This window comes from Bradyrhizobium sp. MI1.10 (assembly GCF_055811035.1).
Genome location: NZ_JBVVPN010000007.1, coordinates 19,993 through 32,971, shown reverse-complemented (window position 1 = coordinate 32,971; position 12,979 = coordinate 19,993). Strand labels below are relative to the sequence as shown.

General features: G+C 61.0%; 14 protein-coding genes and 2 pseudogenes. 7 read left to right on the top strand and 9 right to left on the bottom strand.

What is annotated here, in order from left to right:
- Positions 1-14 precede the first annotated feature (14 nt).
- The 5 genes and pseudogenes from AC0L3K_RS09540 to AC0L3K_RS09520 all read right to left on the bottom strand — a co-directional run bounded on the left by AC0L3K_RS09540 (position 15) and on the right by AC0L3K_RS09520 (position 4,284).
- Entirely contained in the window at positions 15-560 is a 546-nt protein-coding gene (locus AC0L3K_RS09540) for a flavin reductase family protein (protein WP_473365812.1), read from the bottom strand.
- Between the two features lie 9 nt (positions 561-569).
- Complete coding sequence (locus AC0L3K_RS09535) at positions 570-1,799, bottom strand: acyl-CoA dehydrogenase family protein (protein ID WP_473365811.1); 1,230 nt, start codon at positions 1,797-1,799, stop codon at positions 570-572.
- Positions 1,800-1,987: 188 nt separating this feature from the next.
- A complete protein-coding gene (locus tag AC0L3K_RS09530) occupies positions 1,988-3,256 on the bottom strand; it encodes a CaiB/BaiF CoA transferase family protein (RefSeq protein ID WP_473365915.1) in 1,269 nt (422 codons plus the stop codon).
- Between the two features lie 238 nt (positions 3,257-3,494).
- Positions 3,495-3,922, bottom strand: a pseudogene (locus AC0L3K_RS09525) (GNAT family N-acetyltransferase).
- 62 nt (positions 3,923-3,984) lie between these two features.
- On the bottom strand, positions 3,985-4,284 hold the full coding sequence (locus tag AC0L3K_RS09520; RefSeq protein WP_473365810.1) for a hypothetical protein: 300 nt from the start codon (positions 4,282-4,284) through the stop codon (positions 3,985-3,987).
- Between the two features lie 604 nt (positions 4,285-4,888).
- On the opposite strand from AC0L3K_RS09520, the gene AC0L3K_RS09515 reads away from it, so the two are divergent.
- Both AC0L3K_RS09515 and AC0L3K_RS09510 read left to right on the top strand, forming a co-directional pair.
- Positions 4,889-5,086, top strand: coding sequence for a hypothetical protein (locus tag AC0L3K_RS09515; RefSeq protein WP_473365809.1), 198 nt, complete (start codon positions 4,889-4,891; stop codon positions 5,084-5,086).
- A 125-nt stretch (positions 5,087-5,211) separates the two neighbouring features.
- Positions 5,212-6,744: an FAD-dependent monooxygenase gene (locus tag AC0L3K_RS09510; RefSeq protein ID WP_473365808.1), complete on the top strand. Its 1,533-nt coding sequence runs from the start codon at positions 5,212-5,214 to the stop codon at positions 6,742-6,744.
- A 257-nt stretch (positions 6,745-7,001) separates the two neighbouring features.
- On the opposite strand, the gene AC0L3K_RS09505 is transcribed toward AC0L3K_RS09510, so the two are convergent.
- The 4 genes from AC0L3K_RS09505 to AC0L3K_RS09490 all read right to left on the bottom strand — a co-directional run bounded on the left by AC0L3K_RS09505 (position 7,002) and on the right by AC0L3K_RS09490 (position 8,918).
- A complete protein-coding gene (locus AC0L3K_RS09505; protein WP_473365807.1) occupies positions 7,002-7,349 on the bottom strand; it encodes a hypothetical protein in 348 nt (115 codons plus the stop codon).
- Positions 7,350-7,600: 251 nt separating this feature from the next.
- A complete protein-coding gene (locus tag AC0L3K_RS09500; protein WP_473365924.1) occupies positions 7,601-7,984 on the bottom strand; it encodes a tetratricopeptide repeat protein in 384 nt (127 codons plus the stop codon).
- A 160-nt stretch (positions 7,985-8,144) separates the two neighbouring features.
- A complete protein-coding gene (locus tag AC0L3K_RS09495; RefSeq protein WP_473365806.1) occupies positions 8,145-8,504 on the bottom strand; it encodes a hypothetical protein in 360 nt (119 codons plus the stop codon).
- A 228-nt stretch (positions 8,505-8,732) separates the two neighbouring features.
- Positions 8,733-8,918, bottom strand: a complete 186-nt coding sequence (locus tag AC0L3K_RS09490; protein WP_473365805.1) for a DUF3606 domain-containing protein — start codon at positions 8,916-8,918, stop codon at positions 8,733-8,735.
- Positions 8,919-9,050: 132 nt separating this feature from the next.
- Between AC0L3K_RS09490 and ligD the strand changes: the two genes are divergently transcribed.
- From ligD to AC0L3K_RS09465, 5 genes and pseudogenes are all read left to right on the top strand, one after another.
- Positions 9,051-9,974: a non-homologous end-joining DNA ligase gene (gene ligD, locus AC0L3K_RS09485; protein ID WP_473365804.1), complete on the top strand. Its 924-nt coding sequence runs from the start codon at positions 9,051-9,053 to the stop codon at positions 9,972-9,974.
- A gap of 43 nt (positions 9,975-10,017) precedes the next feature.
- On the top strand, positions 10,018-10,179 hold the full coding sequence (locus AC0L3K_RS09480) for a hypothetical protein (RefSeq protein ID WP_473365803.1): 162 nt from the start codon (positions 10,018-10,020) through the stop codon (positions 10,177-10,179).
- Positions 10,180-10,286: 107 nt separating this feature from the next.
- Positions 10,287-10,700: pseudogene (locus AC0L3K_RS09475) on the top strand (hypothetical protein).
- Between the two features lie 92 nt (positions 10,701-10,792).
- On the top strand, positions 10,793-11,821 hold the full coding sequence (locus tag AC0L3K_RS09470) for an IS110 family RNA-guided transposase (RefSeq protein ID WP_063994885.1): 1,029 nt from the start codon (positions 10,793-10,795) through the stop codon (positions 11,819-11,821).
- A 263-nt stretch (positions 11,822-12,084) separates the two neighbouring features.
- Positions 12,085-12,762, top strand: coding sequence for an SOS response-associated peptidase (locus AC0L3K_RS09465; protein ID WP_473365914.1), 678 nt, complete (start codon positions 12,085-12,087; stop codon positions 12,760-12,762).
- The last annotated feature ends 217 nt before the right edge of the window (positions 12,763-12,979 follow it).

Below are 12,979 nucleotides of genomic sequence, written 5' to 3'. Positions count from 1 at the left end.
TGTGACTGCTTGCGCTAACCGTCGGCGAGAAATCGGCCGAACGCGCCGCGCGCGAACAGCAGCGGCTCCTTCGTGTTGTAAGTATAGGCCTCGACTGCACCGAGAAAGATCACGTGGTCGCCGCCGTAATAGCGATTGACCGAGCGGCATTGAAAATTGGCAACGCTCTCGGCGAGCACCGGCGCGCTGCCGAGGCCCGGCGTCCAGTCGACACCGGTGAACTTGTCATCAGACGATTTGGCGAATTTGCTCGCAAGCGCCTGTTGCGAAACGCCAAGAACGTTGACGGTGAAATGACTGGCGTTCTGGAAGATGGTCAGACTAGAGGAATAGACGACCAGGCTCCAAAGAACCAACGGCGGATTCAGCGAGACCGACGCGAACGAATTGCACGTCAGGCCATAGGGCTTGCCGTCGGGAGCCGCGGCCGTGATGATCGTCACCCCCGTGGCGTAGGTGCCGAGCGCGCTGCGAAAATCGCGGGGATCGATCGGCGAGCTGTCGCTCGCGAGTTCGTTGGCCGGATCGGGAACGGCCGGCTGCTTCGGCAGATCATTCATCGGCCGGCCTCACAGCGTGAGATTCTCGGACGGCAGGCCTAGCGCCACACGTCCATAATTGGTCCCTGCCGCATCGAAATTGAACGCGAGATGCGAATTGATCGCGTGCGCATCGCGGAATTGCCGCTGCAACGCGCCCGTCGTGAACAGGCCTCGTGCTCCGCTCGCGGCAAACAGCATCGACACCGCATCCGTGCAGAAGTTTACTGAAAAAGCACCGTCGCGCCGATATCTGGTCTTGGTCGCCATATCGGGGATATGACCCCGCCGTGCATCCTCCATGGCATTCAGACAGGCCGAGCGCATGATCAAGCGTGCAGCGTCGATCTTCGCCGAGGCCTCGGCGATCTTGATTTGGGTGCTTTGAAAGTCGCTCAGCTTGGCGTGATTGTAGGTGGAAATGCGATGACGGACGACCTCCGCATAATCGTCGAGACACGCCTGCGCGTTCCCCAGCGCGACGCCGGACAGGACATAGGGAAACAGCGAGAACACGGGGAGGGCATACAGCGGGTTGGGATTGAGCTTGCTTCCCGGCGTCGGACCGCCGTCAAGATCGCCGACTGCAACCGTCATGTCCTCGGGCACGAAAGCGTCCCTGACTTCTACGTCGCAGGACCCTGTCCCGCGCAGACCCGCGACATTCCAGGTGTCGAGGACCTTGTAGTCGGCTTTCGGCAGCAGAAATATCCGATACTCGATGCCGTCTGCCTCGTCGTCGGAGTAGACCACGCTTGCCAGCATGTTCCACGCGCAAGAGGCAACGCCCGAGGAGAACGGCCAGCTGCCATGGAGCCGGTATCCGCCCTCGACTCTCGTGGCACGTCCGGCCGGAAAAATGAACGAGGACGCGATCAGCGTGTCCGGATCACGGCCCCAGACCAGATCCTGCGCCGTCGGCTCGAACATGCCGAGCATCCAGTGATGGCTCGCCAGATTGGCCAGATTCCAGGCCACCGAGGCGTCTGCTTGTCCGAGCAGGTCCGCGCAATCGATCAAGGCGACATAATCGAGTTCTGCGCCGCCAATGCGCCTCGGCTGAAGCATCCGGAACAGGCCCGCGTCGTGCAGATCCTGCTCCGTTTCGGGCGGCAAATGCCGCAACTCTTCCGTCCGCGCCGCCCGCTCTCGCAGCCGTGGGACGAGCGCCCGGGCCTTCCCGACCATTGCCGCATGGGCAGGTTCATCGGATTGCACCGCCGCGGGCCGGCCCACGCTCGGCTCTTGACCAGGCGCCATTCGTATCCCTCGCTTTACGCATTTATGCGGCGAGACCTTTGCCAAATCAAGCGGAGCCAGCGCCGTCTGGATATGGCCGCCCTGAACAGGCGGCCCGGGAAGGATGCGATGCCGCGATGGTGGCGGCATCCCCAAAGCCGTGATCCGCCAGCCGTGCGAGGCCTCGCCTGTAGGATTACCCTCCAGGCTCAGCCCGACGTGGAGGGTTTGCCCGAGCCGAAGACGCCCTTTTGGGTGAACTGGGATATCCGACGCTCGTCGTAACCGAGCGTGTCACGCAAGACCTGCTCCGTATGCTCGCCCAGCAACGGAGCAGCCACAGGATCAATCGGGCCGGTCAAGCTCATGGCAATCGGCGGCTCGATGTTCGGGACCCACTCTGCCGTACGATGCGGAATCCGGTTCAAGCGATGGCGCTCTCGCGCCTCCGGTGCATTGAACCCCTCCTCGACCGTTCGGAGATAGCCGACCGGGATATTGGCCAGCTTCATCTTGGTCATCCAGTTCTCGAGAGTATCGCTCGCGAAGACCTCCGCGATGGCTGCCCGCAGAAGCTCCTTGTTCTCGGAACGCGCCTTGCGCGAGGCAAACTGCGGATCGGTGATCAGATCCGGCCGGTTCAGCACCTCAACAACCAGTCGGCGATAGAGCCGGTCGTTCGCGCAGGCCATGTAAAGCGGTCCATCGGACGCCTCGTACACGCCGACGGTAGGTGAGCCACTCGGCGAATTACCAAACCGGCCGGGATTTTCGCCGTTGATCAGATAGGCCATGCCATAGAAGCCGGTCATGCCCATCGCGACGTCGAACAGGGCGACCTCGACATGCTGGCCGCGGCCGAGCCGATCCCGCGCCAACAGCGCCATCAGGATGGCGTTGCAGGCAGACATCCCCGTCGCCATGTCTACGATCGGCGGGCCGGTGCGAACCGCCGGGCCATCAGCAAATCCGTTGAGCGACATGAAGCCGCTTTCCGCCTGCGTGATCGGATCAAAGCCGGGACGCGAGGCAAACGGTCCGGTGCGCCCGTAGGCGGAGATCGAGCAATAGACTAGCCGCGGATTGAGCCGCGCAACACTTTCATAGTCCAGCCCAAATTTCTTCATGACCCCGCTGGAGAAGTTCTCGACGACCACGTCGGCCTTGCGAATCAAATCCAGCGCGATCTCACGAGCCTCCGGCACGGTAAGGTCAAGCGCGATGCCACGCTTGTTGCGATTGAGGCTCAGATAGGCAGCACTCTCGCCACCGATCTCGGCGTGTTCATACGCACGCGTGTCATCGCCCCCGTCTGGATTCTCGATCTTGATGACGTGCGCGCCGAAATCAGCAAGCGTCTGCGTACAAGCCGGGCCGGCAACCACACGCGTGAAATCGACGACCAGCAGACCATCGAGCGCGGTAGGCGCGCCCGTCGCCCGCGACGAACGTTCCGGCAATTGAGGCTTGGTGGGCATCGACGGCGCTCCCTTACATCGGCTTATGGTTGCCGAATTTCCCGCAGGAGCAAACTTAAAGCCCGGCACCGCCGACTTCGCAAGTCCTTCGCCCGCATCGCTTCAATACGCAAAAAGGGCCCGGCAGCTATCAAGCTGCCGGGCCCTTGAACGTTCCGTGTTGCGCTTCATCTCGCGCGAACCATTTTTACGTCGCGTGAATCGCGTTCCGCACCACGGGAAACCTGGCTCCATTCGTTCAGCGAAGCCGCTTTCGCCAGTAAAGCGTATGCGGCCAAGCCCAGGGCACATGGGGTTCGAAGAGCCGATAGCCCCCCGGATGAAGTTATTGGCAGACACCGGATTGTCCGTCGTATCCGAGACGATGCTGTCCCATCCAATACGCCGTGCCCTTGCCTCGATCACCCGCATCAGCCTGCATTGGAGGTCACGTCCCCGGTGCCGCTGCAACACACCGACCCTGGAGAAATAACCGCCATTTCGGATGTGCGTTGACGGCACGACACCGGCGAAGGCTACCGGCTCATCGCCGTGATAGGCAAGCCACCACGCCCCTAACTTGAATTGTGGCAAGGGAGCCGCATCGAAGAACGTCAACCGATGAAGGTCGGCCAATGTATCGGCGGTGTCGTCGTCGGATGCATCGACAATGCGAATTTTGTACATGAGACGGTCCGTTGGCGAAGGATGACGCGAGTGGAATGCAGCAATGTCGTCGCGGCTGAAGCTCACTTGCCGAGCACGAACTTGACGCTTAGCCCAACCACGCCCATCAGGCCGGTGGCGATCACCGTAATCACGGCCTTGAGCGTGTAGCTCTGCGCCTGCTCCAAGCTCCTTCGCCATCGGCGAAGGTGCTGAAAATCCGCCCTTAGCTCTTTTCGATCGTCATCGTCTATTCCGAAAGACGCCAGCACCGATGCCACTGTCCGCAATACGATGGCATCGATGTTCGCCTGCTGAAGCCTGTGTTGCTCAGCCAGCGTCTCGGCAACGATCGCCCTGACTTCGTCATCTGCCATCTTCACCGCTTGATGATCCTCTCAATGTTCTCGAAGCCGCGCTTGGCGAAGTAGGAGACAACCAGATTGGCCGTGATCGCCGCAAAGCCCGCGACGCGTCCGTGGAACCAAAGCCGAGGACCTTGTCCCAGACCAGGAGTTTCGCGAAGTAAAGCGCGACGCAATAGCCCATCAATTTGTCCGGCTCCCACCAATGCCCGATCTCCGCTCCCGGAGACCGCAGCGGCGCGAGCACTGGCCCAGCGCCGCGGGCCGGCACGTTCGCGCGTGCGCGGCCAGCAATGGTACGGACGGCGGCACGCCGATCGGCGCTCCCTCAACGCGTTTCAAGCAGGTGCGTGGCCGTGATGCGTGGGCCGCCGTCCGATTCCAAAAATGGGATACGAAAAAACCCGCGACGGATTTGTCCCGCGCGGGCGTTGCGAACTTTTCGATGATGCCACTATGCCAGTGTTTTGCCCGACGGGTCAATCTCCATTTCGATTTTTTAGAATTGAAGCTGACCGGAGACGTTCGGTAAGCGGATTCCAGTCAGGCTGCCGGCGTTTCGCCCGACGTGTCAACGAACGAACCGTCCCTGCCCGCGTTAGCCGGTCAGGAGGATCGACCAATGACGCTGAACCTGACACCGAAAACATCGCGAGACTTGCCGGGCCAGAAGCCGCGCATCGACGGGGAGCGCGACGCGCGAGAGGCTCTCATCTCGGACGCTGACGAAACCGAGGACCGGGATCGCGATCTCGTTCACGGCGAAGGCGGAACCATCGATTGTCCCACCAGGCCTGGCGATCTCTCGAAGGATGATTAGGCCGGCGAGCCCGTATGACGAGGCTCTTCCTTCCATTCTGATATGTGGTGCGCAACGGGCTTGCTTCAAGTCCCCGGTGATCGCGTAGAACCCTCGGCCCAACCAACAAGTCGAGGGGGCACGACATGTCCGTATTGCTTCCGACGTCCCGGTCGCGCAGCCGGAAACAACAGGCCACCGCGAACAATCCGGCGATGACAGACCATGCGGTCGTCATCGCCGGTGGCGGACCGACCGGCCTGATGCTGGCCGCCGAGCTCGCCCTGGCGGATGTCGACGTCGCCGTGGTCGAACGACGCGCCGATCAGGAACTGGTCGGCACGCGCGCCGGCGGATTGCACGCCCGCAGCATTGAGATCCTCGATCAGCGCGGCGTCGCCGATCGCTTCCTGCGCGAAGGACAGATCACGCAGCTGGCGGGCTTTGCCTGGACCAGGCTCGACATCAGCGATCTCCCCACCCGGCACGCTTACGGGCTCGCACTGCGGCAGAGCCACATCGAGCGCATCCTGGCCGACTGGGTCAGCGAGCTCGCGGTGCCGATCTATCGAAACCGCGAGGTGACGGGTTTTACGCACGACGAAACCGGCATCGACGTGACGCTGTCCGACGGCGAGACCTTGCGCGCGAATTATCTGGTCGGCTGTGACGGCGGCCGCAGCCTGGTGCGCAGGGCCGCCGGCATCGACTTCGCCGGCTCCGAGCCGACGCTGAGCAATCTGATGGCCGAAGTCGAGATGCGCGACGAGCCTGCCTGGGGCCTGCGCCACGACGCGCTCGGCTTTCACGGCCTCAGCAAGACCGAGAGCGGGCGCGTGCTGGTGGTCGTGACGGAAGCGACGCTCGATCGCACGGGCGCGCCCGGCGCCCGCGATCTCAGCGAAGCCCTCGCCGCTGTCTACGGCACCGACTTCGGACTCCAAAACCCGTCATGGATCTCCCGCTTCACCGATGCGGCACGGCAGGCCGTGTCCTACCGCAAAGGCCGCGTGCTGCTCGCCGGCGATGCCGCGCATATCCATCACTCCGTCGGCGGGCAAGGCCTCAACATTGGCGTGCAGGACGCCGTCAATCTCGGCTGGAAGCTCGCGCAAGTGGTCAAGGGCCTCTCGCCCGACAGCCTGCTCGACACCTACCATGCCGAGCGCCATCCCGTCACCGCGCGGACCTTGCGCAACACCATGGCGCAAATCGCCCTGCTCCGCCGCGGCGAAGCCGGCCTCAAGGCCGCGCGCGAAATCGTGTCCGAACTGCTCGGCATGGACGCGCCGCGCCAGCGTTTTGGCGCGATGATGAGCGGGCTCGACGTGCACTATGATCTCGGCCAAGGCCACGCGCTGCTCGGGCGCCGCATGCCCGATCTCGATCTGACGGTCGACGGGCGTCCGCTGCGACTGTTCACGTTGATGCATAGAGCGCGCGGCTTGCTGCTCGATTTCGGCAACGCAGGCGGCCTCGACATCGCGCCCTGGGCAGATCGCGTCGATCGCATCGAGGCCAAATACGACGGCCCGTGGCAGCTTCCGGCGATCGAACAAGTCGCAGCACCCGGCGCCGTGCTGGTGCGGCCCGACGGGCACGTGGCCTGGGTCGGAGATGAGAGCCTACACGGACTCGCAGACGCGATGACGAGGTGGTTCGGACCGACTGCAGACTAGTTCAGGTCGGGCGCGAAGGAACGCGGCTCAAGATTCGAATATTCGCGCGTTCACCGTGTGCAGGCTCATCGACGCTGCCGGCTTGCTGCGGTGGCGTCGGGGCCGGCTGATGAGATAGCGCGTCGCGCATCCATCGGGGTAAACCGATCAGAGCCGCGTTCTCTCGCTGTGGATGCATATTTTTGGACTCCGGTGGAGTCGATGGCGACCGTGTTTCCATTGCAATTTCCTCGCCTGGAGACAAGACGATGCGAAGCCTACGAAGCCTCGGGTTCGCTGGTCTCATTGTTGACTATCGATGAATGATCCGGATGTACGATGATGCGTTCGATCCGTTGCAGCAGTTCGCGCGGCCGTGCGTCCGAAGCCAAGGGCTGCACCGGCTTGCCCCACCCACGATCGAGAATAGCGTTTGCGGCGGCGACCCGCGCAAACGCATTCGCTGTCTCTCTAAACATGGTGGCAGCAAGCACGTTGAGTGCGGCTTCGGTCTTGGCGCGTGCCAGGGTTTCGATATCGTCCAGCGTCGGTGCCCTGAAACCTTCACTCGCCACATGCTGAGCAACAGGAAGATGCAGCTCGGTCCTTCTCCTAAATTTCGGCATTTGAAATCCATTCGTAAAATGACGATTCTCCGCAAATAAAAAGCCCGCGGCGGATTGCTCCGCGCGGGCTGATCTTCAACGATGCTATTCTGCCAGTGTTTTGCCCGACGTGTCAAACTCATTTGGACGTAAGCAGGGTGGTAGGGGTTGACGACACCCACGCAGTAAATGGTGCGACGTGCCGAATAGCGGTCCTGCTGAGGATCGTTTCACGCGCCCGGTAAAGGCCAGTGGCGGAAGTTCGGCGCCGCCTAAGCTACTTCGCGCTGACCAGATACACTTCGCCCAACAGCGACGAATTCGACCAAGGCACTTGCTTGTTTTTTGTTGCCGAAACGACTTCGGCGCGGACTCGGGTAGGCAACAGCAAGATTTGGACTCATACTTATTGCTTGGTCAAAGTGTGCAATAGCCTGATCGATATCTTTCGATGCGAGGCGATGTATCCCACGCCACAAGAATAGTTTTCCGTCGCTATTCGCCTTCGGAAGTTTGGACAAGCGATCACAAGCTGATATCGCGTCGGTGGGAATAGCCTGTTGATCAAAACAAACCGCACGATCATCGGCTTTCGCGGCTTGGATTAAGGTTGAAAATATAAAAACCCATATCCAAACACTAGCTTGGCGACGCACTAGCTACCCCCAATTTGTTCGACGGCATTACCGCATACCGAAGAAGCATTCACAACTAGTTCGTTACGTTACGCCTGTGCGATTGAACAATATACCGGTATACCACCAACAGCAGACATGCCCTTGGCCCAACGGCTCCGCCTTCGGAATATCCGGAACCTTACGCCGCACCGCGCAAGGGGAGTGCCAGTTGAAGTCCAAATGGCCGCGTGGCATTCGCTTCAACGAAGGCCTGTGGGGCCGGCGTGATCTCCGCGTTCTCAGCGGCAGGTTCTGCCAGCGCATCCGCGATCTCGCTGGTCGCATCGCGCGCGTGGCCCTCGATCGCATTGAAGGCCACGATCCGGACGGGATAGGTGTATTGGCCGGAGAGCAAGTCGCGAATGACGGTGTCGCGGTCGGTGTCCTGCTCATCGGTCTCGCGCCAGGCGCAACCGGCACGCGCACCGAAATCCTCAAGCACCAAATAGATGTCCCGGTCGAGGCGATCGGCCGGGACAATCGAGGGCGATGAACGCATACGCTTACTCCAAAACTACGCGGTGGCGGAGAGACGGCCCCGGCTTGCAGGGGGGCTGAGGGTATGGCCGGGGCCGCTCCCGCCAGCTCGGCGACGAGCCAGCACCGAACAATCCCTCTGCAAGCGCCGGAGCTCCTGAGTTGAGGAGATTCTTAATGGCGCAGCAATCAACGCAAAAACCGGTCGCTCACGCGACCGGCTCGCCACGAATCCATGGGCTAAAAATTATCAGCGGCCCAGCTTGCGCTCCACCTTCTTCCGGCTGCTGCCCACCTTCTTCACCGCCTTCTTCACGGCAGAAGCCGAGCGGCCCGTCTTCTTCGCCTCGTAGCTGACTTCGTATTTCTGTCTGCCCGCCACGCGCGCGCGGTCCTGCTTGCGACCGCGAGCGGTCTGCTTCTTGGCTTTAGCCATGTTGCTCTCCTTGCATCTGTGAAACGCAAGAGGATTCACACGGTTCCCACGCCCATCAAGGTCGCGCCGATCAGCGGAACGAATCCGGCCACAAAGATTCGAATCCACGTGTTCGTTGCGTGGAGTTTGTCAGTGGCGTTGCAGCGTCAGCGTAGGCCGGGGACGATCGGGGTGAAAGCGCCCTTCCCTGGCTTCATCGAACCGGCCTTGGCATCGGCGGTGGACCGCGTGCCATCCGGAGAGCGGTGGATTCATGAAATCAAGTTCGATGGCTATCGGGTGCAGCTTCATTTGGCCAACGAGGCTGTCACCGTCTACACCCGTCGCGGCCACGACTGGACCAAACGCTTCAAGAAAGTCGCCGATGACGGCTGGCACATCAAGGCGGGATCGGCGGTCATCGATGGCGAGGTTGTCGTTCCTGCGGCCGATGGCAGCACCGATTTTTCCCTCCTTCAAAACGAGCTGAAAGGCACATCGTCCAAGATCGCGCTCGTGGCATTCGACCTGCTTTATCTGAATGGGCGAGACCTTCGCGGCCTGCCGCTGTTTCAGCGCAAGGCCGAGCTGAAGAAGATTATCTCCGGCACCGACGTGCAGCTTAGTGAGAGCTTCGAGATCGAAGGACGCGAGATGTTCGCGCACGCCTGCAAGATCGGGCTGGAGGGCGTGGTCTCCAAGGTTCGCGACAGCACCTACAACAGCGGCCGCGGCAATAACTGGGTCAAGACGACTTGCGCGCAACGGGAGACACTAACCATCGCCGGCTTCGCACTCGATGAAGGCAAATGGGACGGCATATATCTCGGGCGCCATAAGGGAGATGATCTGATTTATGCGGGCAAGGTCGACCACGGATTCGACAAGACATCTGCCGCAGAACTCCAAAAACGATTGAAGCCGCTCATTCGCAAGACGCAGCCTTACGCCAAGCGCATTTCGCACAAGGGCATCTGGGTCGAACCGAAGCTGCTTGCGGAAATCGAGTATCGCGCCAAATCGGCGGAGGGGAAGGTCCGGCACCCCTTCTTTAAGGGCTTGAGAGAGGATCTGTGATGGATGCATTTGATCGATGGTGGATATGGGCCGGGAGCGCACTATGAGAGCCAAATTCCGCACAGAGGGTTGGCAGCCCAGGAGCGAGGAAGATCACTTCATGACTTGCCCGACCTGCGGCGAACGCTTCGACTGCCGTGACCTCGGCGAAGCGCTTGAGCACCAACACGGCGAACCGGTCGAGGAAGAGCCGACGCAGCACTGAGGCCGCCGGAGGTTTTCCACAGCCACGATAGGCAGTGGTTCGTCCAGTTTTTCGCCTACTACCCATCGATAATTTGCAGCTTGGCCGGCACATGGCTTTGATCGCCCATGACCACCAAGTCGCCCCAACATCTCTACGGCACTCAAATCAAGATATCGGCCGAACGCGCCAAAGAGGCGCGCAAGGAGGCCGACAAGCTTGCTTGCGCGGCGTGGAACTATCGGATGCTTGGCTATAAGGGCCCCGCGCAGCCATCGCCGACGATCGGGGATGCCATCAACGCGGGCTTCCTATACCTCGAAGTGCGATGCCTTGGATGCGACACCAACTAGACCGTGGCGCTCGATATCGTCCGTCGTGCCAAGTCGACGCCGGTGCATGAACTTGAGCGCTACATGCGATGCAAGGACTGTTCGGAAGTGCGGCGCTATCCGTATAAGCGAAGCGCACTCGTTGCATTAAGACCAACGAAAATTTCGGCGGAGAATCCGGCATCTTACTGGTGCCCCGGCGAGCGCTAAGGATCATCAACATATGTGCTGGTGTGGACGGCCTCTCATCCCCACGGTTTGATGGCGCTCTCGGCGTCACAGAAAGATGAGAGGAAAGTCTAATGAATATTCCCGTTCGTATCGGCATGGATACCTCGAAGTCGGTGTTCCAGCTTCACGGTGTTGATGAAAATGAGGTAGTGGTTGTCCGGCGCCAATTTCGGCGAGCCGAGATGATCCGTTACTTCGAGCGGCTTCCGCCGGTTCTCGTCGCCATAGAGTCTTGCGGCAGCTCGCACCATTGGGGGCGCCTGCTCCAATCTTTCGGGCACGAGGTAAAGCTGATCCCTCCTCAATACGTGAAGGCTTACGTGAAGCGCGGCAAGAACGACGCGGCCGACGCCGAGGCGCTGTGCGAGGCGGTTACCCGGCCCAGCATGCGGTTCGTACCGGTGAAATCGAAGGAACGGCAAGCGGCTTGCATGTTGATGACCGTGCGAGAACGCCTGGTCAGCGTGAAGTCTCAGCTCTCCAATGCTTTCAGAAGCTATGCCGCTGAGTTTGGTATCGTCGGCCCCGCCGGCCGGCAGAACGTAGCCGCACTCATCAAACGTGTGCTGGAAGACGATAGCCTGCCGGAAATGGCGCGGGATCTCTTCCGCTTTCAGGCAGACGAGTATGCTGCGGTTGAAGCCCGCCTGGCGAAGATCGAGGCCAAGCTGATGAAGTGGCATCGCAATGATGACATCAGCAGGCGTATTGCGACAATTCCCGGCATCGGTCCGATTGGGTCGTCGATGCTCAGCATGAAGGCACCACCGCCCGAGACGTTCAGATCGGGTCGCGACTTTGCGGCATGGCTCGGACTGACACCCAAGGATCATTCAACCGGCGGCCGGCAAAGACTCGGCGGCATTACAAAGGCTGGAGATTCTGTACTGCGATCGACGTTGATTGTCGGGGCCACCGCGCTGCTGAGGCATATCCGCAAGGGTCGTCATAAGCCCACACCATGGCTCGCCTCATTGCTGGAGCGAAAGCCGCCGAAATTGGTTGCGGTGGCATTGGCCAACAAGTTTGCCCGCATCGCTTGGCGCTTGATGATATCGGGCGGCGTGTACAACCAGCCGGTAGCAGCCATGCCGACTTGAACTGAAATCGGACCGCGAGCGAGGTTGCTCGGCGGATTGCCCACGAACTTGCAGGACGCAGTAGATGGAAGGACCGATCGGTCGATACGCGCGAGCTTCCGAAGATTACACTGGCACCACGAGTGTCGCCCATGTGCTTGGAGCGTGCGTAGCGAACACCATCTCGGCCAGCGGACTTTGTCCGCGCAAACAGGCCGGACATCTGATAGCAAGCGATCTGGTCGGAAGTCTGCTACAATCCTGACAAGTGGGGGGCCGTCCACATCTGCAATCTCTATTCGATCACCACCAACCAGGCCGCGATAGCCGACCTCTTCCGAGTCGTCCGCCGCTATGAAGGCAATCTGGCGCCGATGCCCGGCGTATTTCCGGATTACCCCGCGCCAGTCATTCGCGACGCGGCCGGCGAGCGAGAGATGGTGCTGATGCGCTGGGGCATGCCGCCCCCGCCCCGCACCGGCGGCCCGCCCGTGACGAACATTCGCAACACCTCGTCGCCGCACTGGCGCGCGTGGCTCAAGCCGGAGCATCGCTGTCTCGTCCCGGTCAACAGCTTTGCCGAATACGCGCCGGAGCCCAACCCGGAGACGAAAAAGAAAGACATCGTGTGGTTCGCGCTCGCGGACGCTCGGCCGCTCTTCGCGTTCGCCGGGATCTGGACGACCTTCAATGGCGATCGCGGCACCAAGTCGAAGCCAATCCCCGGACCGCATCAGGTGTACGGCTTCCTTACGACGACGCCGAACGCGGTCGTGGAGCCGATCCATCCGAAGGCCATGCCGGCGATCTTGACCACACCGGAGGAGCGAGAGGTTTGGCTGAGGGCGCCGTGGGATGAAGCCAAGGCGCTGCAACGGCCGCTGCCGGATGCGAGCTTGAAGATCGTGGCGCGCGGCATCGATAAGGAAGACGCATTAGCCGCTGCTACAGTTGATTCCTAATATCGGGGCTTTATTCGGCACTCGCTCTGTCCAAAAGTGAACATTGCCTCAAGTTGAGTAACCCGCTCAAGCCACTGAACCCGCTCACGCAATTTAATCCGGCGACCTATCATATGATATGTCGCCGCCTCAGACGAGGGGCGTAAGCTTTATCCATCACCGCAAGGCAATTGGCATCTGCCGGTGATGAGAACGCCCAACCAGCGCTCCCGCCCCG

Coding starts and splice junctions, on each gene's coding strand:
- AC0L3K_RS09540 (WP_473365812.1), bottom strand. CDS start 560: ATGAATGATCTGCCGAAGCAGCCGGCCGTTCCCGATCCGGCCAACGAA.
- AC0L3K_RS09535 (WP_473365811.1), bottom strand. CDS start 1,799: ATGGCGCCTGGTCAAGAGCCGAGCGTGGGCCGGCCCGCGGCGGTGCAA.
- AC0L3K_RS09530 (WP_473365915.1), bottom strand. CDS start 3,256: ATGCCCACCAAGCCTCAATTGCCGGAACGTTCGTCGCGGGCGACGGGC.
- AC0L3K_RS09515 (WP_473365809.1), top strand. CDS start 4,889: ATGACGCTGAACCTGACACCGAAAACATCGCGAGACTTGCCGGGCCAG.
- AC0L3K_RS09510 (WP_473365808.1), top strand. CDS start 5,212: ATGTCCGTATTGCTTCCGACGTCCCGGTCGCGCAGCCGGAAACAACAG.
- AC0L3K_RS09505 (WP_473365807.1), bottom strand. CDS start 7,349: ATGCCGAAATTTAGGAGAAGGACCGAGCTGCATCTTCCTGTTGCTCAG.
- AC0L3K_RS09495 (WP_473365806.1), bottom strand. CDS start 8,504: ATGCGTTCATCGCCCTCGATTGTCCCGGCCGATCGCCTCGACCGGGAC.
- AC0L3K_RS09490 (WP_473365805.1), bottom strand. CDS start 8,918: ATGGCTAAAGCCAAGAAGCAGACCGCTCGCGGTCGCAAGCAGGACCGC.
- AC0L3K_RS09480 (WP_473365803.1), top strand. CDS start 10,018: ATGAGAGCCAAATTCCGCACAGAGGGTTGGCAGCCCAGGAGCGAGGAA.
- AC0L3K_RS09470 (WP_063994885.1), top strand. CDS start 10,793: ATGAATATTCCCGTTCGTATCGGCATGGATACCTCGAAGTCGGTGTTC.